23 protein-coding genes and 1 pseudogene are annotated in these 20,727 nt (G+C 34.2%); 19 read left to right on the plus strand and 5 right to left on the minus strand.

All coding sequences use genetic code 11. From position 1 onward, the window contains the following. Positions 1 to 41: 41 nt before the first annotated feature. The 9 genes and pseudogenes from H0173_RS06840 to H0173_RS06880 all read left to right on the plus strand — a co-directional run bounded on the left by H0173_RS06840 (position 42) and on the right by H0173_RS06880 (position 6,405). Entirely contained in the window at positions 42 to 395 is a 354-nt protein-coding gene (locus tag H0173_RS06840; protein WP_221845585.1) for a hypothetical protein, read from the plus strand. 153 nt (positions 396 to 548) lie between these two features. Beyond that, a complete protein-coding gene (locus H0173_RS06845) occupies positions 549 to 788 on the plus strand; it encodes a pyridoxamine 5'-phosphate oxidase family protein (protein ID WP_221845586.1) in 240 nt (79 codons plus the stop codon). Continuing rightward, a complete protein-coding gene (locus tag H0173_RS06850) occupies positions 785 to 1,306 on the plus strand; it encodes a GrpB family protein (protein WP_221845587.1) in 522 nt (173 codons plus the stop codon). Before H0173_RS06845 ends, H0173_RS06850 begins: the two co-directional genes overlap by 4 nt. Before the next feature lie 103 nt (positions 1,307 to 1,409). Next, positions 1,410 to 1,616, plus strand: a complete 207-nt coding sequence (locus H0173_RS06855; RefSeq protein ID WP_313770619.1) for a DMT family transporter — start codon at positions 1,410 to 1,412, stop codon at positions 1,614 to 1,616. A 234-nt stretch (positions 1,617 to 1,850) separates the two neighbouring features. Next, the gene (locus tag H0173_RS06860; RefSeq protein WP_260631061.1) at positions 1,851 to 3,146 is read left to right on the plus strand and encodes an MFS transporter; all 1,296 of its coding nucleotides are present in this window, start codon (positions 1,851 to 1,853) and stop codon (positions 3,144 to 3,146) included. A 10-nt stretch (positions 3,147 to 3,156) separates the two neighbouring features. Continuing rightward, positions 3,157 to 3,689, plus strand: a pseudogene (locus tag H0173_RS06865) (isochorismatase family protein). 438 nt (positions 3,690 to 4,127) lie between these two features. Continuing rightward, positions 4,128 to 5,159 (plus strand): serine hydrolase domain-containing protein, encoded by a 1,032-nt coding sequence (locus tag H0173_RS06870; protein ID WP_260631062.1) that lies wholly within the window; start codon positions 4,128 to 4,130, stop codon positions 5,157 to 5,159. A gap of 106 nt (positions 5,160 to 5,265) precedes the next feature. Further along, a complete protein-coding gene (locus H0173_RS06875; protein WP_221845589.1) occupies positions 5,266 to 5,712 on the plus strand; it encodes an AraC family transcriptional regulator in 447 nt (148 codons plus the stop codon). 117 nt (positions 5,713 to 5,829) lie between these two features. After that, complete coding sequence (locus H0173_RS06880) at positions 5,830 to 6,405, plus strand: DJ-1/PfpI family protein (protein ID WP_221845590.1); 576 nt, start codon at positions 5,830 to 5,832, stop codon at positions 6,403 to 6,405. A gap of 367 nt (positions 6,406 to 6,772) precedes the next feature. Here H0173_RS06880 and H0173_RS06885 read toward each other — a convergent pair whose 3' ends face one another. Together H0173_RS06885 and H0173_RS06890 are read right to left on the minus strand one after the other, a co-directional pair. Continuing rightward, on the minus strand, positions 6,773 to 7,822 hold the full coding sequence (locus H0173_RS06885; RefSeq protein WP_221845591.1) for a DUF3231 family protein: 1,050 nt from the start codon (positions 7,820 to 7,822) through the stop codon (positions 6,773 to 6,775). A gap of 174 nt (positions 7,823 to 7,996) precedes the next feature. Then, the gene (locus tag H0173_RS06890; protein WP_221845592.1) at positions 7,997 to 8,854 is read right to left on the minus strand and encodes a LysR family transcriptional regulator; all 858 of its coding nucleotides are present in this window, start codon (positions 8,852 to 8,854) and stop codon (positions 7,997 to 7,999) included. Between the two features lie 118 nt (positions 8,855 to 8,972). On the opposite strand from H0173_RS06890, the gene H0173_RS06895 reads away from it, so the two are divergent. Further along, the gene (locus H0173_RS06895) at positions 8,973 to 10,163 is read left to right on the plus strand and encodes an MDR family MFS transporter (protein WP_221845593.1); all 1,191 of its coding nucleotides are present in this window, start codon (positions 8,973 to 8,975) and stop codon (positions 10,161 to 10,163) included. Between the two features lie 195 nt (positions 10,164 to 10,358). Continuing rightward, entirely contained in the window at positions 10,359 to 10,991 is a 633-nt protein-coding gene (locus tag H0173_RS06900; protein WP_221845594.1) for an FMN-binding negative transcriptional regulator, read from the plus strand. 132 nt (positions 10,992 to 11,123) lie between these two features. On the opposite strand, the gene H0173_RS06905 is transcribed toward H0173_RS06900, so the two are convergent. After that, positions 11,124 to 12,233: a citrate synthase/methylcitrate synthase gene (locus H0173_RS06905; RefSeq protein WP_221845595.1), complete on the minus strand. Its 1,110-nt coding sequence runs from the start codon at positions 12,231 to 12,233 to the stop codon at positions 11,124 to 11,126. Between the two features lie 107 nt (positions 12,234 to 12,340). On the opposite strand from H0173_RS06905, the gene H0173_RS06910 reads away from it, so the two are divergent. The 8 genes from H0173_RS06910 to H0173_RS06945 all read left to right on the plus strand — a co-directional run bounded on the left by H0173_RS06910 (position 12,341) and on the right by H0173_RS06945 (position 17,953). Beyond that, positions 12,341 to 13,222 (plus strand): LysR family transcriptional regulator, encoded by an 882-nt coding sequence (locus H0173_RS06910; protein WP_221845596.1) that lies wholly within the window; start codon positions 12,341 to 12,343, stop codon positions 13,220 to 13,222. Positions 13,223 to 13,396: 174 nt separating this feature from the next. Next, positions 13,397 to 14,023, plus strand: coding sequence for a lysozyme inhibitor LprI family protein (locus H0173_RS06915; protein WP_221845597.1), 627 nt, complete (start codon positions 13,397 to 13,399; stop codon positions 14,021 to 14,023). A gap of 167 nt (positions 14,024 to 14,190) precedes the next feature. Next, positions 14,191 to 14,514, plus strand: a complete 324-nt coding sequence (locus H0173_RS06920) for an ArsR/SmtB family transcription factor (protein ID WP_221845598.1) — start codon at positions 14,191 to 14,193, stop codon at positions 14,512 to 14,514. 3 nt (positions 14,515 to 14,517) lie between these two features. After that, on the plus strand, positions 14,518 to 14,907 hold the full coding sequence (locus H0173_RS06925; RefSeq protein WP_221845599.1) for an SRPBCC family protein: 390 nt from the start codon (positions 14,518 to 14,520) through the stop codon (positions 14,905 to 14,907). 84 nt (positions 14,908 to 14,991) lie between these two features. After that, positions 14,992 to 15,456: a phage tail protein gene (locus H0173_RS06930; RefSeq protein ID WP_221845600.1), complete on the plus strand. Its 465-nt coding sequence runs from the start codon at positions 14,992 to 14,994 to the stop codon at positions 15,454 to 15,456. Positions 15,457 to 16,138: 682 nt separating this feature from the next. Then, positions 16,139 to 16,669 carry a GNAT family N-acetyltransferase gene (locus tag H0173_RS06935; protein WP_221845601.1) on the plus strand — a complete coding sequence of 177 codons (531 nt, stop codon included), beginning with the start codon at positions 16,139 to 16,141 and terminating at the stop codon, positions 16,667 to 16,669. 123 nt (positions 16,670 to 16,792) lie between these two features. Then, positions 16,793 to 17,083: a DUF5316 domain-containing protein gene (locus H0173_RS06940; protein WP_221845602.1), complete on the plus strand. Its 291-nt coding sequence runs from the start codon at positions 16,793 to 16,795 to the stop codon at positions 17,081 to 17,083. A gap of 159 nt (positions 17,084 to 17,242) precedes the next feature. Next, positions 17,243 to 17,953, plus strand: coding sequence for a hypothetical protein (locus H0173_RS06945; protein WP_221845603.1), 711 nt, complete (start codon positions 17,243 to 17,245; stop codon positions 17,951 to 17,953). Between the two features lie 317 nt (positions 17,954 to 18,270). Here H0173_RS06945 and H0173_RS06950 read toward each other — a convergent pair whose 3' ends face one another. Next, positions 18,271 to 19,641 carry an MATE family efflux transporter gene (locus H0173_RS06950; protein WP_221845604.1) on the minus strand — a complete coding sequence of 457 codons (1,371 nt, stop codon included), beginning with the start codon at positions 19,639 to 19,641 and terminating at the stop codon, positions 18,271 to 18,273. 104 nt (positions 19,642 to 19,745) lie between these two features. Continuing rightward, the gene (locus H0173_RS06955) at positions 19,746 to 20,330 is read right to left on the minus strand and encodes a helix-turn-helix domain-containing protein (protein WP_221845605.1); all 585 of its coding nucleotides are present in this window, start codon (positions 20,328 to 20,330) and stop codon (positions 19,746 to 19,748) included. Between the last annotated feature and the right edge of the window lie 397 nt (positions 20,331 to 20,727).

Here is a 20,727-nt window from a genome sequence, read left to right on the forward strand (position 1 = left end):
AATATGGAAAATATCAGGGTGGTGGATGTGGGTTTATGAAAATGTTTGCTGCACTACTTTTTAGTACCATTTTATTATCTGGATGTATTCCAGAATTATCTTTTTCCGAGGTTAGTGTGAATAGTGCAGGTAAAGATATTCAATCGTTTATTGTCGATGTTAAGAATGAAAATGGGGTACATCTATATTTTGATAATGCAAATGTCATTTATGTATATATGAATGGTTTAAACGTTGTACAAGGTGAAAAAGCTTTTCATTTTACAAATTTAGATGTTGAAGAATCTGGTGAAACACTAAACATTAAATATAAAAGTACTGAAACAACTGACTATTCAAATCAGTCATTAACTCATGAAATATTATATAAGTTAAATACAGCTATGAATTATTAGAATATTAAGTTTTTTGTGATAGTGAGGAAGTTTCATTTGGCACAATATCAGGTAATTAATCATGATCTTATACAATTTTATGGTGCTATCATGGAACAAGGATAAGTGTTTGCATTTCAATTTAGGGCATTCAGAGTTGAATAACCTCATTCCATGACACTCTCCACCATCAATAGTTTTGGGCATCCTGATGTAAGAGTACTTATTTTAAAAGATGTAGATAAAGATGGATGGTATTTCGCATCTGGTTCAAACAGTGTGAAGGGTCAACAATTGAAAATAAATCCAAATGTTTCATTAACCTTTTATTGGTCATTGATTGGCAGACAAGTTCGAATAGGAGGAACCACATTGAATGTTGGAGAAGATTTAGATAGGCAGGTGTCAAAATGAAAGTAAGATTAACGGATTATACAGAAAATTGGAGATGGATGTTTGAGCAAGAAGTACAATTTTTAAAATCTATTTTTGGGGAAGTAATTATTTCATTTGAGCATTTCGGTAGCACATCAATTCCAGGTATGAAAGCAAAACCAGTGATTGATATGATGTGCATAGTAAATGATATTGAACAAATAGATACATACAATGAACAAATGAAATCATTTGAATATGATGTTGCTGGTGAATGGGGGATTAAGGGACGAAGATTATTCCGTAAGGGGGGAGAACATAGAACACATCACATTCATTTTTACCAATTTGATAATCCCCAGATTATTCGACATTTAGTATTCCGAGATTATCTTCTCGTGCACCAAGATGAAGCTAGAAGATATAGTGAATTTAAACAAGTGTTGGCAAATAAATATCCGTCAACTCGTGATTATAGCCCTGCTAAAAAATCATTTGTTTCAGAAATGGAGAATAAAGCACTGGCCTGGTATAAAGGAACTAAGGAGCGAAAGTAATTAATTCTTGCAGCGATATTATTACGTGTGCACCCAATTTCTGAAGATGACAATTTGTCTTTTTACATTTTGGAGAGAAATGAGAAGCCACTGATCTTCATTAATTCGGCGCTTCTATTTTTCTTCTATTGGTCGTCTGCCTGTTCAGTCAGTTTCCATACTAGGATATCTGGAACCTCTCTCGGCATTGGTTTTTTCAGCTGCCATTTTAGGGGAAAAGTTAAGTCTTGTACAATTAGTTGGGGCTGTGCTGATTTTAGGTGGTGCAGCATACGGGGAATTGTTTCGGTCAAAAAAATTAACAGTATAATAGATATTAATAAACTTTTATTATTGAGATAATGAGGAAAAAGCACTTTTCATTCCTCAAAAGATGGGCGCTAAACTTGAGGTGTAGGGTTAGTTAACATCCTTTTATGATTCTAATCATTTTCCTAATATTGTTCGCCATACAATTATAATATTGTGTGGTTTTTTTGTGCGTGCTATGATGATTCAAATCCAGTTGGAGGTTTAAGAGCTTTCTAGAAAGAGAGGTTAGATTATGTTACATAAGGAAAGTGCAGAATTGTTAGACATCCAAGCGGCTTCGTTACAAAGCTATGTTCGTTCTTCAGAAAAACAAAAAATGTTATACAAGCGTACTTTATTCGTTGTAAGTATTTCACAAATTTTTGGTGGTGCTGGATTAGCAGCAGGAGTTACTGTGGGGGCACTTCTTGCACAGCAAATGCTTGGTACGGATGCGTATGCCGGACTTCCTTCAGCTCTATTAACTTTAGGGTCAGCAGGAGCAGCATTATTTGTTGGAAGACTTTCTCAGCTGTTTGGGCGACGTATTGGACTGACAGCAGGTTTTATGATCGGCGGACTTGGAGCAATAGGAGTCATCATGGCAGCAATCATCAATAGTGTATTCCTGTTGTTTACTTCTCTGCTTGTTTATGGTGCAGGGTCAGCAACGAATTTACAAGCTCGTTATGCGGGTACAGACTTAGCGAGTAATAAACAACGGGCAACAGCCATTAGTATTGCGATGGTTTTTACAACATTTGGCGCAGTTGCAGGCCCAAATTTAGTGAATGTCATGGGAAATTTCGCTCTATCCATTGGAGTACCGTCACTTGCTGGCCCTTTCATTTTAGGAGCAGCCGCATACATCTTAGCAGGTGTTGTCCTTTTCATCATGCTTCGTCCAGATCCATTCGTTATAGCTAGAATGATAGAAGCTACCAAGCAGGAATCAAATAATAAAGATTATTCTGCGACAACTGAACATACACAAAACAAAAGAGGTATTATTGTTGGGGCAGCCATTATGATTCTTACCCAAATTGTCATGGTAGCTATCATGACAATGACACCTGTTCATATGAGACATCATGGACATGGCTTGGGTGCAGTTGGTTTTGTTATTGGTTTTCATATCGGGGCGATGTATCTCCCTTCACTTGTTACAGGAATCCTTGTCGATAAGCTTGGGCGTACTGCGATGGCTATTGCGGCAGGAACTACTTTGCTCCTCGCTGGGTTAATAGCAGCATTTTCACCTGGAGATTCGATGGTTCTCCTTGTCATTGCTCTTTGTTTACTTGGGTTAGGCTGGAATTTTGGTCTGATAAGCGGGACTGCCCTTATTGTTGATTCAACCGATATTTCCATACGAGCTAAAACTCAAGGTACAGTGGATGTTTTAATTGCGCTATCAGGTGCTGCTGGAGGCGCCTTATCGGGAATAATTGTGGCAAGTTCCAGTTATCCAACATTATCATTTGTTGGAGCGATTTTGTCATTATTACTAGTTCCAGTGGTGATATGGTCTCGCAGAGGCAAAAAATAAACAAGAATGTATTGCAGAAACAGTATTAATTGACGGGAATCAAGAAGAAAGTGCGGTTTTTAATAAAGAACAGCTTATTAGAAATATCAATAAAGTGATCGAAAAAGCAAGGGAATCTGATGTTCCTGTTGTGTTGTAAGGGATCTCGATGTTGCTGAAGGTAAAGGTGAAGGATTTCAAATTCACAATGAAATCATTGTACCTTCGAAAGCAAAGATTTTCGATAAATCTGCAACGAATTCCTTTCATGGAACAGATCTACTAAATCATTTACGATCTCAACAGATTGAACATATTGTTGTTATGGGCAGTAAAACACAACACTGTATAGATAGTGCAGTTAGAACAGCTACTATTAGTGGTTTTGATGTAACTTTAGTCGGTGATGGTCATTCAACAACAGACAATGATGTTTTAAGTGCTGAACAAATTATAAAGCATCATAATAGAAATCTTTAAGGTCATTATAATGTCGAATGCTTTTCACTTGTCAGATATACAGAAGAGGACTTATTTCGTCCAACCCATTACTCATATAGGTAATATAAAATTAAAAGTGTTACTATAATGTTTGTTTCTATTCCACAATCGGGCGTTTTTCTGAAATATTAGTATGAAAACATTAAACAAAAGGGCGTATTTCTGCAATAAGAATTACGCTCTTTCTTTATGATAAGAACCAGATTGTGGTTTAACAAATAGAGAATTGTAATATATTTTAATTGTTCAAACTATTACAATATATGGTAAGATTTAAGGGAGAAGAGTTATTATTTGGGATTGAATACTATTTACCTACAAAAAGTTTGATAAACATGGAGACTAGGCTTTACTGAAACGTCCGAAGATCATTTTCGCTTAACTCAAAGGTACAGATCAGATACATGCGGATGAAACATATTATGAAAGTCAAGATAGATAACCATAACTGTACTCCTATAAAGTTTTAATGCTTAATATAGCATGAGGGGGCTATTAAAATTGTTAACATCCATTGATGCATCATTTGTTGATGAAATAGTGTCAACTGCAGTAACAAAGAAAAACATATATGGGGCTGTATTATGTGTCGAAAATGGAGAAAACTCTTTATCGTACTTATACGGGGCTGGAAATCTAACTGCAGATAAACCCTATTTTATCGCAAGCGTAACAAAATTATACGTTACGGCTGTCTTACTAAAACTAAGGTCAGAAAATGGTCTGAATCTCCAAAATAAAATTTCCGAATATTTTTCTAATGATATTCTACAAGAACTCCACCTATTTAAAGGCATAGATCACTCCAAAGAAATAACCATCAAACATTTAATGTCCAATTCATCAGGAATACCTGATTACTTTTCCTCTGATGTGATTAGGGAATTAACAGCAGGAATTGATCAGAGTTGGGGCTTTGAAAGAACAATAGCAAGTGCAAAGCAAAAGAAACCAAAATTTGCTCCTGGTAAAAGGGCTCAATACTCTGATACAAATTATCAGCTTTTAGGTAAAATTATTGAAACAATCACAAAAAAAGATATCCATGCCGTTTTCAAGGAATTTATTTTTGATGAACTTAAATTAGAGAATACCTACTTATATGAAGATGCAAGTGATAAACGACCAGCCCCTATCTATTACAAAGAAAGGGAGATCTATTTACCCCAATATATGTCATCCATAGGACCAGAAGGAGGCATTGTATCGACAGCAAAGGAATCTATGATATTTTTAAAGGCTTTTTTCAATGGACATTTCTTTCCAAAAGAATATTTCAATGAGCTTCAAGATTGGAAAATTCTTTTTGGCCCAGGATTATTCTTTTATGGAGTTGGGATTGCGAATCAACCTATATCTATTAAAGAATTAAAAAATGGATTATTAGGACATTGGGGGCAGACAGGTGCTTTTTCATTTTACCATCCAAATACTGATCTATACTTTACAGGAACGGTCAATCAGTTTTATGGGCATAGTGTCGCAGCAAAAATGATAGTAAAAATAGTAAAAAATGCAAGAATAAACAAATAAGTCTGGCATATTCAGAAGAAATTTGATGAAGTTTGTGAAAGCCTGTACTTAAAGTAACGGCTAGGGAAAATAATAATTTTTTAAAATATCTTTGGGGCGGATAATAGTGGATTATAAAAAGGTTGAAAAAATCTTTAGAGTTGTAGGCATAAAAGACAGTGGAGCGTATGCTGATTTTGATGCCGAAGTTCCTAAAACTGCCCAGAAATTTCTAACTCGATTAGATGAAGTTGAAAATTATTCAGGTACTGAAATAGCCCTTTTTGAACCTAAAAGAGAAGCTAACCAACTGGAAGGCCACTATTACGTAGGATTAATTGTTAAAGAGACTCCTAAAGAAGTTCCAGATTTGATGGATTATATCGAAACTGCACAAGTATATGTCACAACTAGGAGGAAAATAAGTAATATTGGTAATCTACATGAAAATCTATCGAAATGGGCAGATGATCAGGGATATAAAAGGGATTTAGAATCTTATATTGTTGAGACCTATCATCCTATGGAAAATAGTGAAGAGGATGTAGAGATTTTTTTACCAATCCATATTTGAATTCCGTTGCTCTAAACCCGGTATGTAACTTTTGAGAACATTTTTTATCATTTTCAACTAAAGAGTGTTTTGTGTGAGTAGAATGGAATCATATTTTGTTTAATGGGGGAGTTAAATTTGAAAATTGCTATAGTATGTTTTGATGATTTTACAGATATTGATGTATTTTTACCTTGGGATTTGTTAAATCGTGTACGTTTGGTTGGCGGTATTAGTGATTGGGAAGTTCAACTCCTTGGAACCGATAAAACACATGTTTCTATGGCAGGATTAAGAATTCCGATGACAGGGGACTTATCTGAAATTCCTTCTGCAGATGCTGTTATCATTGCAAGTGGTAGTGGTGTTCAGGGTTTATATGAAAATCAACAGTTTTTAGACAAAATACAATTGAATCCAGAGAATCAATTAATAGGATCTATGTGTTCTGGAGCATTAATTCTAGGAGCTAAGGGGTTGTTAAAAGGTCTTAAAGCTACTACTTATCCAACGGTAGTTGAACAACTAAAAAAATTTAATGTAGAAGTTGTTGAACAAAGTTTTGTAAATAACGGAAATGTATCAACAGCTGCTGGATGTATAGCTGCTCAGGATCTATCTGCTTGGATTATTAGAACTCTAGTAAGTGAAGAAATGGTAAACAAAGTTATAGAAACGGTAAAGCCTGTTGGAAAGGGATTGTATTTTAATTAAAGTCATGAAAAATTAAAAATAAATATTATAATTTGTCTTATAGTACTACGATTGTTAGAATTTTATAAAAGCAATATTTATAGACTTTTGATATACCTACATAGTTAATTGTAATGAAATTTATAGAAGCGTCGTCATGCAAATAAGCTTCTACTCGTGATGATAGTCCTGAAAAAAAAGCGTTTCTTAGCTGATAGAGATCTCGCAAAATCAAAAGAATATGAATACAAATAATAAAACACTATCATTTTTCAACACAATTATTTAAACCAATAGGTAAATCAAATATTATTTAAAAAGAACGCCATTTTTCCCATCTTACATTTTTTGTTTGTAAGTGAAAAAGATAGCGTTCTTACCTTTATGTTTAATTACTTGATGAAGTTTTTGAAAGTACATCTCGATCCGCAGCAGAAAAGGGTTCTTCAAGCCATCCATGTTCGATCATCATATTTAATCCATCATTGCTATATTTACCAACTAAAGTAATTAGTTTGATAAATTCTGCTGATAAGTCATGCCTCAACATTTGTGAAAGGGCAGAACCAAAGTTCTGTATGGCTAGATTTCCTGCCAGTGATGTGTGGTATAACAGCAGTTTATCTGAAAAAGGAGATGACGTTGAATCGGAAATATGTGCATCTAATAATTTTGGAGCGGGTAGGTCCTGGTTTATCAAATGGTCCGAGAAACTCTTAATTAGGTAACTTGAAAGCTTTGCTCCATCAGAAAAATAATTCCTAAGTTTATCTGAAGAAGCAATTTGACTGAAACCAAGCATTAAAGCTTTACCTAAAAGATTCATGTTAATGTTTAAATGCAATTGCTTTATTTCAATGGCAGTAAGGGGCCTATCTCTTCCTGTAAAAATCGAAATAAATGATTTCTTCTCAACGAAATCGACCTTTTTTGCATAAGGGATATTGGGAGGACTAATATCCATGCCTTTTGATAGTAATAAATGACATCCTCTTTCAAAAGTCTCTGCAGAATCATTCAAACAGTTCCGAAAATAACTCATAATATCGTGCCGAGTAGAATTTCCGAATGCACTGCCATAAGTTAATAATGCAGCACTAGCCATTTGGGTGATATAAAAAATCATAAACAAATCACTAAATAACCGAGGTGAACCTTTCCGAACATCTTGCTCCCCGAAACCGACAGGAACAGGTATTTTTTCAGCCAAAAAAATATTCTTTATTTCTTTAACATGTCTCCTTGAAAGGCTTAATGCAAATTCAATATAATTTCTAACCTCTTCATCCTCTACGACTTGAAGGTAATGCTCAAATACACAACAAAACATACTGTCACCTAGATAATTATTAAATAAATCTGCTAGTTCCGCTGAGGAAAGCTGTTTATTTTGCTGATGTTCTTCAACATGTTTGATTAAATCGCGGTTTTTTTCCATAGTTCTCCTCCAACGCTTTTTATTACAACTATTATCTGTAAATAATTAAAAAATATTATCTCCTTCATCCATTTCTTCCTGTATAAGTAACTTTTGGTTTCGTTATTATTAGGTAATAAAAACTTTACAATTTCTCTATAATTCTAAGGTGAATATCAGAATTTAGATTGAATTTCATGCTTGCTGCATATGTTCAAGCAAACGTTTAATCGATTCAAATTTACGCTTTGGATATATGATATAGCTTTGAATGATTGGTGGCTTCGTTTTGGAACTAAAGGGGAGTGAAACGAGTTCACCTCTTTGTATGAAGGTATCCGCTATGGCGGATGGCAAAAGCCCCAAAAAGTGGCCGCTTCTTAAATATTGCACATAGAGGGAAGCATGATCGACCATTAAAGAAAATATTTGCTTTCCGGCGTTCTCTTCAAACCAGGATCTATAGCTTGGTCCCCAATCCATATGAATATAGGGTAATTTACTTAAGTTAGCCAAATCGATTTCCTCAGTAAAATCATTATCTACATTTGCAACAAGTCTTATTTCTTCTTTTTTAAAAGGAAGAACCTCTACTTCTGAATGTGTAGGTGGAATAAGGACGACTCCAATATCAATAATTCCGTCAAGAATTTGCTGAACAATATCCCATGAATGTCCTGTAATGAAACGAAGTGCTGTTCTAGGGTGCTTTGATTGAAAGTCTTTCATTATAGGAAACATGAGATAATCCCATAAAGAATGCAAGCCACCAACGACTAATAAGTTTTCAAAGGATTCTTCCATGCCAACTTTTCTTGATCCTTCATCAACAAGTTCAATTATTCTCTTTGCATATTCCAACAGCTCTTTGCCTGAGGTAGTAAGAAGAACTTGTCGATTATCGCGTTCAAATAATTGCTTCCCAAGCGCTTGTTCCAATGCTTTGATACGCATTGTAACAGTTGATTGTGAGATATACATTAATTCTGCAGATTTTGTAAAATTTTTCGTCTGAGCAACAGACAAGAAAGCACGCAACTGTTGAATTTCCACTTTATTCATCCTTCAATTAATTTTTTTAATCAATGCTATTATATTTATGCGTTACACAAATGGCAATGGTCCTGATACTCTATTACTAGATTCTACTTGGATGAAAGGTGAGAACTTGATGCGAGCCATTCGATTACTACTAGTCAATTCATTTCTAATGAACGTCAGTTTTTTTGCATTTATTCCGTTCTTAAGTTCCTATATTACTAGGGATTTAGCGCTTTCTGCAGGGATTGCAGGAGTAGTCCTTATGATTCGTCAGTTGACACAGCAAGGTACTTCCTTTATATCAGGGATGCTCGGTGATCGGTTTGATTATCGATTGCTGATAAGTACGGGAATGATTTTACGCGGAGGTGGCTTTGTACTATTTTCTTTTTGTACAACTCCGATGGAATTAATAGTTGCTGCGATCATTGCCGGAATAGGCGGTTCCTTATTTGAGCCGACAAGTAAAGCGGCTATGTCCATATTTAGCCAACCTTCTAAACGGGGTGACATTTTTGCACTAGATAAAATTGTTCGCCATTCGGGGATTATTTTTGCTGGGATATTAGGTGGTATGCTACTTCATCTCGACTTTTTCTATTCTTCCTTCGTATGTGGCAGAATTTTTATTTTCATCGGTTTAATTACCTTTTTTAATTTGCCTAAAGAAAATATAAATGTTCCAAAGCAGTCATTTAAGGACTCTTGGCAGAAGGTAAAATCTGATCGACAATTTATCTATTTTACAATTTGTATGATTGGTTTTTGGATCATGTTTATGCAGCTGTATTTGACCATTCCACTTCATGCTACTGAGGTGTTTTACAGCTCAACATTCGTTTCAGGCTTGTTCATCGTCTATGGGATGATTGTCGTTATTCTTCAATATCCATTGCAAAAATGGACGAAAATGTTTTCGCGATTATCGGTTATTAAAGTAGGAATGGCTATCATGGGAGCAGGTATGCTACTAATTGGTTTGTCTGATAGCCTTTTAATCTTTTGGGGCGGTTTTTGTATATATGCTGTTGGTATTATGCTAGTGGAACCAACCTCATATGAATATACGTCGGAAATTGCACCTCCTCAATTTTCTGCCAGTTATTTTGGCTTTTCGCTGATTGCAATGGCTATTGGAGGCAGCCTCAGTCAAGGGGCAGGTGGATGGCTGTTTGAGCATATGCCAGATGTGAATTGGATTATTTGTACTATAGCTGGATTCATTTCAGCAATAGGCATTCAATGGCTGCAATGGATGATAAAAAGACATCTCCAATTTGAAGAAGAAGAGACTAGCAATAATTTATTAGAAAAAACTTGAGATAAAAAAAGTTTAATAACAACGAGTATGAACTCCAGAAAAAAATGGAGTATTTATCGAGTAAAATGGAGGAGTTTTGAAATTAATATTGAATGCTTTACATATTTCTTTAGATGCTTGGAGGAGGTGAGAAGGAACAGGTTGAATTTATATTAACTAAATCACTCATTTAACTTATTAGAAAAAGGTGAAATTATGTATATACCAAAATATTTTAAGGTCACAAATATTGATGAAATTAGGGATTTTGTTCAAAAAAACTCTTTTGGCACGATCGTTACGACCGAACAAGGAAAGCCAATTGCTACTCATTTGCCCTTGGGATTGAAGAAACAAGGTGATGACACCTATATAACTGGACATATGGCTTATGGAAATCCACAGTGGAAAACATTTGAAACCTGTGAAAATGTTCTTGTAATGTTTCAGGGCCCGAATGCTTATATTTCATCTTCCTGGTATTCACATGAAAATGTTCCAACGTGGAATTATCAAGCCGTCCATGTACATGGTAAAGCAAGCATTTTAGAGAAAGATGAGTTAATAGAAGATTTAGCAATCATGCTAGAAAAATATGAAGAGAATCGCGAAAATCCGGTTTTATGGGATAAACTTTCACCTCAGCTGTTAGAAAGTGAACTCAAAGGTATAGTTGGATTTAAGATAAAGGCAGAAGAAATTCAGGCTGCATATAAATTAAGTCAAAATCGAAATAAATTGGATTATATGAACATCATTGATAAATTACAAAATGAAGATAATTCTCAATCGAAAGAAATGGCAGAACTAATGGAAAGGAGAATGAATAGAAACGAGGCGAATGAATAAAACCTAATAAAAAAGCGCATTTCAAAAAATAAGAAATGCGCCTTTTTTATAACTTCTCATATGATAAAATCTCGAAATATAGATTCGTTTTAACATGGAGATATCCTATCTTTACTCTTAGAGCTAGCTTCCTTAATTCATTTCATGCTCCCTGAGCTTTCTTTCGCATCCAATATATTCTGACTGAGGACGGAAAATTGCATTATCTTGAAGTTGCTCAATTGCATGTGCAGTCCAACCGATAATTCTTGCAACACTGAATGTCGGTGTGAACAGTTCTGGTGGCATTTCGATTGAACGCATAATGGCAGCTGCATAATACTCAACGTTTGTATAAAGTTTGCGGTCAGGCTTATGGTGTTCGAGTAAATCAATTATTTCCTTTTCAGCTACAGTGGCTAAGTCTAACCATTCATCTTTTCCTGACATACTCGTACATTTATTTCTCAAAAGAATGGAACGTGGATCTTCTGTCTTATAAATTCTGTGACCGAATCCCATGATTTTTTCCCCATTTTGAAGTTTTTCTTTTATAACGGATATGATGTTTTCTTGATTTCCAATTTCCTCAAGCAATTCAATAACTCCTGATGGTGCTCCACCATGCAATGGTCCTTTCATTGTACCAATGGCAGATGTAACGGCTGCAGTTAAATCCGATTCTGTCGAAATGGTTACACGAGCAGAGAACGTAGCTGCATTCAATCCATGCTCCATTGTTAATTTCAAATATGTTTCAAGTGCCTCAACTTGTTGGTGTTTTGGAAGCTTCCCGTTTAGCATCCATAAGTAATTCGCTATGTGTGACAAATTAGGATCAGGGTTGATGGGAGGTAACCCTTGTTGATTTCGATAATGTCTTGCTATGATTACTGGAAAGACAGCAGTAAGAATAATTGCTTGCTCCTCAATAGGTTCATTTGAAAAACCTTCATGTACATATGCGGAAATAGCTGTACGCAATGCATCCATGATTGGAACTTCTGCTGGCAAAGCGTCGAGTATTTTTTGAACGTGAAGAGGTAAATGTCTCCCATTCATTAATTTACTTTCCATATTTCTTCGCTCACTTTCGTTTGGTAACAAACCATACCAAATAAAATATGCCACTTCTTCAAACGAATGAGATGGGATGAGTTCGTCTACTAAAACACCCCTGTAGCGTAATTCCCCTATATCTCCTTTAACAGAAGCTATGTTTGTTTGAACGGCCACGACATCTTTTAATCCTTTTTTAAACATTCCGATTCCTCCTTCTTTTCTTTAGTATAGTGGTGTTATATGATTATAGAAATTAAATATTTTATATTGAAATGATTAATTTTTTTAATTAATAAAGGGGGAGTTTTGTGGAACTTCAGTGGTTGAAAACATTTATTGTAGCAGCCGAAACGACTAATTTTCGTCAAGCATCGGAAAAACTAATCATTTCTCAACCAAGTGTAACTGTTCATATTCGGTTATTAGAGGAATACCTAGGGGCAAAGCTTTTTGATCGAATAAACAATCGCGTCACGTTGACGGATGTTGGAAAACTCTTTTATAGAGAGGCAATGCAACTAGTCGAACAGATGGAACAGAGTGTAAATCGGATTCATACATATGCACAAGGATTTCGAAAAAATTGGACAATTGCAATTTCCCCACTTATGGCTGAAACGATATTGCCATATATTTTGCGAACGTTTATGGAGAGTCATCCAGACGTTGAGATCAGCATTCGAGTTGAAGAATCAACTAATATTGAACAACTAGTTGATAACGGGGATGTGCATTTGGGCATCTCAGCACTAGACACTAAATTAAAGAATATCGATTCGATTCGAATTTACGATGACCCCATTCTGTTTGTGACCTCACCTGATTCATATGATGAAGAAAGCGGACCTCCAATTGACGCAGTGGAAGTATTACAAACAAATTATATATTCACACACCATCACCCAATATATTGGGATAGATTGCTTAATAAGCTGAACAAACACGTAAAGCGTATCCGTACGATGAAAGTAACTCAAGCACATATTGTAAAACGATTCATTCAGGAAGGGCTCGGTATATCTTTTCTACCACACTCAATTATTAGGCGTGAATTAATAGAAGGAAGGCTTATGCAGCCCCATTTTGATCTTTTCCCACTTCCGACTGTTTCAACTTTTATCATTGTGAAAAGGAAAGGGAAAATTGAACAAGAGTTCATTGATTTGATTTCAAAATATTATTTTGGATAATTGAAATTACATAGAAATGTACTAATGAAACAAAGAAGTTTATTAAAGTTAATAAGAATCTATATTATGAGATTAAATCTCATTGGCATTCTTTGTGAAGTAGTAGAAACAATATTAGTTTAGGAAGATTATCTTAATATACATTTTACAGTAGGAAGAAGGGGAGTATTCTTTATGGGAAATAATAAAAAAATTTTAATCGTAATATTAACAGTAGTAATAGTGATATTGGCTGCTTGTAGTAACTCATCTGAAGAGTCTAGTGCAAATTCGGAAAACCAGTCACAAAATAGTAACTTAACTCAAAATAATTCTCATAAAGAAGCAAAAAGGAATGCTTCAAATACTGACATTGCTAATTCAAAGAACAGTAATTCAGAAAATAGCAATACAAATAATGAAGAACCTACAAATGTAGAAGACTCTGCTAATAATACATCGAGTCTAAAGGGAAAATATATCAAGAAGTTAAATGATACTAAAAATAAAGTAGAAGAAATGCGAAAAAGTCAAACTGACGACACAACTTTTGCTTTGAAAAAAGTAGAAGGAGATATATACGATATTTGGGATGGATTGTTAAATGAAATTTATGTAGTCTTAAAGAAGCAGCTCTCTGAAGACGAGATGGACCAATTAAGAAAAGAACAGCGTGACTGGATCGAAAACCGAGATCATATAGCAAAAGAAGCCTCTCTTAAATATAAAGGCGGTACAATGGAACAATTAGAATATGTAAGGGTCGAGAACAATCTTACAGAAGATAGATGCTTTGAATTCGTTTATAATTATTTGAAATAATTATTGAATCTGTCCTTTGAATGAATTAATAAAGGAGAAAACTGTATACTAGGTGATGGGAAAATACAACTAATCTATTTAGTCAAAGATTAAGTTGACTAGACACCAAATAGTGTCCTATAATTAAGACACTATTTGGTGTCCTATTTAAAAAGGGGAGGGTGATTTTGAACGAGAAAACTCCAGAACGTGATGTTTATGTAGCCATCGCTGACCCAACAAGACGTAAATTACTGCGTTTATTGGCTGAAGCAGAAGAGCTGCCTCTTCACGAATTAACCCCTCATTTTCAAATGGGTCGCACTGCAGTTTCCAAACATCTTGCGATTCTTAAAGAAGCTGGTCTAATTTCTGACCGAAAAGTTGGTAGAGAAACTAGGTTCCGACTAAACGCATTACCCCTTCAGGAAATTAAAGATTGGGTGTCTTTTTACGAGAAATTTTGGATAGGAAATGTAGCACTTTTAAAAAATTTATTAGAGGAGGAATAAATAATGGCAGAAGTATCATTAGATTTTCAATTTACAAGTTCAATCGATAAGGTGTGGAACGCATTAACAGATGCGAACACGTTAGGAAAATGGATCATGGCAAATGACTTTAAACCAATCGTAGGATATAAATGTCAATTCCAAAATCCACAGTGGAATTTAATTGTAGATTGTGAAGTATTAGTAGTGGACGAGCCTTATAAATTATCTTATACATGGGTAGGTGGTCCGATCAATACAATCGTCACATGGACACTGAAGGAAGAGGAAGGAAAGACGTATTTACATCTTGAACAAACAGGATTCGATAAAGAAGATCAAGCGTTCAATGGTGCAAAATATGGTTGGGCGAATATGGTTGGTGAACTCCAAAAAGTGTTAGAGGCAATGTAATACGGTTTTGATAAAGAAAAGAATCAAATACAACGTTTGATGAACTTATCGTTACTACTATTAGAGATAAATGGAGGGATATAAATGTCCTATGTTGTTGATTTTAAAAATGTTTCAACTGTTGGTTTAGAGTCTTCACCTGTAGTAGAAGCGCTAGCTGGTTTACGCGCTAATGAAGCCCGCTACTTTATGAATAAATATAAGCATGAATTTACTGTTGTACCAGCTAGCGAAAGCCAGGAGACACTTGATTATGTAAACAGAATTTTGAAGGAAGAACGTGATATAGAGTTTTCGGCCAAACCTTTAGAAACTTCACGGTTTCAAGTGGAAAATATTAATATGGCATATGTTTTTTATGAAGATGGTCTTAGCGTTAATGTCATGTACACAGTTGATGACCCTAAAAAGCGAGCTGTTGGTTTTAAGCTTTCGGATGGGATGGAGATACCAAAGGAATTAGAAGAGAAGTTTAAGTTTGCTAGGCAGAAGTCTAAGCTAGCTGGAACAATTCGTGGATCGTATTTTGTAATTAAAGGAGAATATTAAAGTAAGCAAAGGATTAAAATGAGAAATCCAATTCCTTTTATTTTTGATCATTTTTATTTATCATAAAAATTAGTGAAAGCAATTTTATTTTAAGATTAAAATAAAATTGCTTTCACTAAATACATCCCCAATGAAGACATTTTCCTCATCTACTTTTACTCAATTCCAATGCCTTGGTGGCGAAACCTCCCGAAGTTAAACGGTACATGCCGAGTATAACTGGATTTACTTGAACCCACCCTTGATAGATTAAGTCTTTAAGTGCCTGATTTATGTTGGATAGGTCCTCAGATGTTCTTGAAAGTCGACCAGCAATCTGTATTGGTGTTTGCCAATCAGTTGATAATACAAGTAACACGGATTTTTGATTGGGGGTCAAGTTCATTACTCCAACCTCCTAGCTTTTTATCGTTATCATCTGAAAACGAAGACAGTATATGTTCCCACTATAATAAAAAATAAATATTTCGAGATCAATAAACAATTAAAGATTCAATAGTATTGCGCAATTCATTAAGGAATGGCGTTCTTTCTTTTTAGTTTTAAAAATAAAATGGGTAAATATGTTAAAATGGTAATGAATAGAACGATAACGTACCATTACTATAAACTATAGATCTTTATTTAGAATGGGAAGGATAATGTCTTAATCGAACAATAATATTATATTCGGAGGTATTTAATGATATATTTAGAAACTTCAAGATTGTTAATGCGCGACTGGGAAGAAACAGACTTAGAACCATTTTGTAGACTAAATGCGGATGAGAAGGTAATGACATATTTTCCAAAATCCTTATCAATCGATGAAACATATATGTTTTATAAATCAATTTTATCAGAATTTAAGGAATGTGGGTTTGGGCTATATGCAGTAGAATTGAAGGAGAATAAAGAATTTATAGGGTTTATTGGATTTCATAGAGCAACATTTGAGGCTGAGTTTACACCGTGTATCGAAATTGGATGGCGACTGAAAAAAGAGGTTTGGGGAAAAGGTTATGCAACTGAGGGAGCGGCAGCTTGTCTACAATATGGATTTAACGAATTAGGTTTTAGTGATGTTTATAGTTTTACAGCCGATATTAATGAGCCTTCGAAAAATGTTATGAATAAAATAGGGATGAACTTTATAAAAACATTCAATCACCCGAAAGTGAATAGAGATAGTCCATTAAATAAACATGTGCTATTTCATATAAACATAAAATAAATCAGAAAATGGCAATTCATGTGTTTTTGTCATACATTGTTATGAAACAATAAGCAATTATAGAAATAAAAGCTTAAGTACTAAATTTAAATTATTATAGTCTATTGTGAGGAGTGACGTTTCTTGAGATATTTTATTATAGGGATTTTCATTTCTTTAATAAGTATCTTGATATCGCTCGTTCTATGGGGAATTGAAAAAGCTTATTATCTATCTGGCATTATTGGAGTTATTTTTCTGGGAATATCAGTAATTCTTTCAGGTTCAATGGTAAGCGGTGACCGTATGAGAGCTAATTTCGCAACAGAATCTGCTGAAGATAGGAGAACGCGAAATAATATCACATTACGTGCAGCATTAATTGGAATACCGAATCTCGTTATTGCTTTGGTGGTTTATTTATTTTTCAATTAAATATACGGAAAATTTAAAATTGTAATAAACTAATAGTTATGTCATGTTAACTATGATAAGAAAAGATACAATCGAAGCAAAATTTAACAAGTATATTCTATAAACAATTGCTTTTATGTACCGTTTATTTAGGTGTCGCAATAAATAATAGGGGATATTATGAAAAAACACTTACCAATCATGATTTTTATAATTTTATTTTTAGTTTCTTGCGAATCAAAAGAGAATATCTTGAAATCTAATGGCGGAATAGAAGTAACTTATAAACCTAAAGACAATAGCTTTACAACTAATCAACAAAATGATCTCTTTCTTCCTATTGATATACTAGATCATGAACAACTCAATGTATCGATTGATAAGGTTCCGATTTTAAAATCATATATTGAGCAGTTTGAGGACAAAGAGAATGAAATAAATAGAATTTCCAGTAGATTTTTGTATCGAAACAATCAGAAGAATTATATCCTCGTGAATTATAGTTGTGGAACGAAACTTTGTAATCAACTCTTTCTTGAAGAAAAGGAAGGGAACATACAGTCAATACAGGTGTCAGAATCGAGTTTTCTTCAAGATTCAAAGATCAATAATGATTATTTAGCATTCCTCTTTGGCAGAAATGAAGGCTCTGAGGTAGTTAGAAATCAAGTTTTTATTATCAGATTGAAGGATTTCCAGAAAATATCACCACCAGACGATTTGATATTATTAGAGTCATTTGAATACCCAATTCCCATGATTGAATGGAAAGATGAAGTATTAATAGCCACAATAGCTAATATAGACGAAACTTCATATGAAGGTATAAAACAATGGTATATGAATAAGCAACACTCCATTCAGCAAATCGAATGGAAGATTAATAACTGAATATAGATTGTATTATTAAAGCGCTTCAGAGAAGAAGCTTCTGCTTAAAGTTATTTTTGAACCTAAGGAACTGGTTGGTAAAGGCAGGCAGCGAGGTGGGTTAAAAGGAATTCCATACCTATCTCTAAATCATATGACTGGTTCACATGGGACTAGATCATGTTGTAGTTAACATAGGGATGATTGGAGTATTCACCAAAAATCCATTATTGTACGTATTGGCAGCAAAGAATCTACCAATAATCTATATAATGGAAAATTAGCAGATAAAGTTATAATAGCTGCGTGAAATTACTTTATATAATAGTTTACTAGGTTTAATTTATAAGTGCCTTTAAGGACTTTTTTTTCCAAATAAATTGATGATAAATGGACTGAGCTAAGAAATTGACTATGAACGCTATAGGGTACCCAAGCCATATACCATTTAAGCCAAGAGATGTAAATTGTGATAAGAAGTAGGCTACTGGAACTTCGATTAACAAAATACTTGTGATTGTAAAAATTGTTGGCCATAATACTGTACCGGTTGCTCTCATAGTTGCCGAAATTACCTGAGTATGTCCCAAAATAATGTAACTCCAAAATGTGATCAAAATAAAACTCTTTGCTATATTCATGGTTTCGTCGTTATCTAAAAAAATGCCTAAAATTGGATTTGGTATTAGATAAAGGGTGAGAATGAGAACACCACCAAGGAAATAATTCAGGGAAATCGCTATTTTTTTGATGTGTTTAATAGTTGAAATCTTTACAGATCCCACTGCTTGTGCAACAAAAACGGATGTTGCTATCGAGATACTCATCGCTGGTATTTGGACATAGCTTGCAATTTGATTGGTGATTCCGTATGCTGCAGTTGCATGAGCACCATACTTATTTACCAAAGTGATAACTGCAATTTCTGAAAAAGCAATAGAAACCATACTAATACTAGTAGGAATAGCTAATTTCAGTAATGTTTTCAAGACGGCACCTTTTAAATGAAGATGTCTCAAAATAGCTGAGTCAACTTTAAGTATATGGTTTCTTTTGTGTAAATACGTTAATAAAATCACAAATGTTATGAAATTGGCTAATACTGAGGCGTATGCAGCACCATTCAATCCGAATTTTGGTAATCCACACCACCCGAAAATAAGAATTGGCAGCAATACAATATTTAGAAATGTATTAATCAACAAAAAATAAAATGGAGTTTTTGAATCACCAACACCTCGCATAAAAGTTGTATAGGAAATGTATAAAAAGGTGATGGGTAATGTAACAAATAAAATACGTGCGTACTCTGCACTTTCATTTAAGATATTCTCTGGGGTTCCCATCCATTTTAGAATATCTTTTGTAAGGAGCCCCCCGAATAGGGAAACAGCAATGGAAATGCTCATGGTTAAGAATAGCGTTACTCCAACAACTTCCTTCATCTTTGGAATATTTCCTCCACCGTAAGTTTGCCCAATTAGAATTGAACTTCCAGAGCCAATTCCGATAACAAAGGATATTAGGAAAAACAATAGAGGAAAGAAAGCAGAAAGAGCTGCCAAAGATTCCACTCCAAGTGTTTTTCCAACTACAATTATTCCAAAGACTTGACCTAATGATTGCAGAACACTCGCAAAGATGATAGGAATGAGGAAAGCAATCATCGGTTTTACTAATGACACTGTTTCATTAATGGATTTATTCATTTCATTTGACCCCTATAATTTATTAAAAACTTGTAGTTGATTTCCGTTAAAAGAATCCCTCACCTTTTAATAAGTGAGGGAATGAATAAAATAGTTAGCATTGTTTAGATAAGCTGATAAAATAAACCGAATTGAGTGTCAAACCATAACAATTTCCCATGTTTACGTTTGGGAATGCGTGTTTGTAAGCTCCATTCAGGATATTGTTTAATAATTTGCACTTGATCACCGGTTGCAAAAGCAATAAATGAAATATAATGATCTTTATTCATCGGATGCTCGCTTGAAATGAACCATTCATTATCAATTTCTGAAATCGATAGCTTTTCTTGTTCGGATGCTTTCTTTGCTTCTAATGGTTCTAACTTTCTTCCACAACAGGATATAGTTACATTTCCAGTTGCTAAACCGATATTATTACATGATGAACAGACAAAATAATTAGATTTTTTCATGTTTCCTCCTACAAATTCATTCGACGATAATTCACCATCTAAAATATTTTCTATATTTATTCCTAGGAGAACTGATAAACTTGGTAAAAGCGTGATATCAGGACAACCATACCCACGCTCCCATTTTGAAATCGTTCGATCAGAAATATTCATTTGATCCGCTAATTGTTTCTGTGTGAGCCCCTTTTCCTTCCTCAAATTATAAATTAACTCTCCAACTTTACGATTATCCATCAATCTTTCCTCCTAATCTAATGTCATCTTAAAGCTTTACATGTATTGAGGCAACAAACGCTCCGTAGAGTTAATTCAAACGAATATAATTTTCGGTAAATTATGAAACTTTTCGTTTTATAGGTCGTACAAATGGTAAATACTATCTTTTTTCAGGACAATATGTATAGATATAGAGTTATCTTCCTTATTTCTATATTTGCACTAAACTAGAAAACTTTTTTAAGGTGTTCGAGTTTGTATTCAACTTGACTTACATATGCAAGTGTCTCAAGAATGCTAATGTGAATAACCAGTGAACACAGTCATATTAATTAGTGATTAATAAATGTTGTAGCATGGTTATTATGTGGATAAAAAAATAAATAAGTAAAAATATTATTAAGAAACTTATGTC

Source organism: Bacillus sp. S/N-304-OC-R1, assembly GCF_019749375.1.
Lineage (GTDB): Bacteria > Bacillota > Bacilli > Bacillales > Cytobacillaceae > Cytobacillus.

Excerpts from the sequence above, each read along its gene's own strand:
- H0173_RS06840 (WP_221845585.1), top strand. The coding sequence starts at position 42 with ATGTTTGCTGCACTACTTTTTAGTACCATTTTATTATCTGGATGTATT.
- H0173_RS06845 (WP_221845586.1), top strand. The coding sequence starts at position 549 with ATGACACTCTCCACCATCAATAGTTTTGGGCATCCTGATGTAAGAGTA.
- H0173_RS06850 (WP_221845587.1), top strand. The coding sequence starts at position 785 with ATGAAAGTAAGATTAACGGATTATACAGAAAATTGGAGATGGATGTTT.
- H0173_RS06860 (WP_260631061.1), top strand. The coding sequence starts at position 1,851 with ATGTTACATAAGGAAAGTGCAGAATTGTTAGACATCCAAGCGGCTTCG.
- H0173_RS06885 (WP_221845591.1), bottom strand. The coding sequence starts at position 7,822 with ATGGAAAAAAACCGCGATTTAATCAAACATGTTGAAGAACATCAGCAA.
- H0173_RS06895 (WP_221845593.1), top strand. The coding sequence starts at position 8,973 with ATGCGAGCCATTCGATTACTACTAGTCAATTCATTTCTAATGAACGTC.
- H0173_RS06900 (WP_221845594.1), top strand. The coding sequence starts at position 10,359 with ATGTATATACCAAAATATTTTAAGGTCACAAATATTGATGAAATTAGG.
- H0173_RS06905 (WP_221845595.1), bottom strand. The coding sequence starts at position 12,233 with ATGTTTAAAAAAGGATTAAAAGATGTCGTGGCCGTTCAAACAAACATA.
- H0173_RS06915 (WP_221845597.1), top strand. The coding sequence starts at position 13,397 with ATGGGAAATAATAAAAAAATTTTAATCGTAATATTAACAGTAGTAATA.
- H0173_RS06925 (WP_221845599.1), top strand. The coding sequence starts at position 14,518 with ATGGCAGAAGTATCATTAGATTTTCAATTTACAAGTTCAATCGATAAG.
- H0173_RS06930 (WP_221845600.1), top strand. The coding sequence starts at position 14,992 with ATGTCCTATGTTGTTGATTTTAAAAATGTTTCAACTGTTGGTTTAGAG.
- H0173_RS06935 (WP_221845601.1), top strand. The coding sequence starts at position 16,139 with ATGATATATTTAGAAACTTCAAGATTGTTAATGCGCGACTGGGAAGAA.
- H0173_RS06945 (WP_221845603.1), top strand. The coding sequence starts at position 17,243 with ATGAAAAAACACTTACCAATCATGATTTTTATAATTTTATTTTTAGTT.
- H0173_RS06950 (WP_221845604.1), bottom strand. The coding sequence starts at position 19,641 with ATGAATAAATCCATTAATGAAACAGTGTCATTAGTAAAACCGATGATT.
- H0173_RS06955 (WP_221845605.1), bottom strand. The coding sequence starts at position 20,330 with ATGGATAATCGTAAAGTTGGAGAGTTAATTTATAATTTGAGGAAGGAA.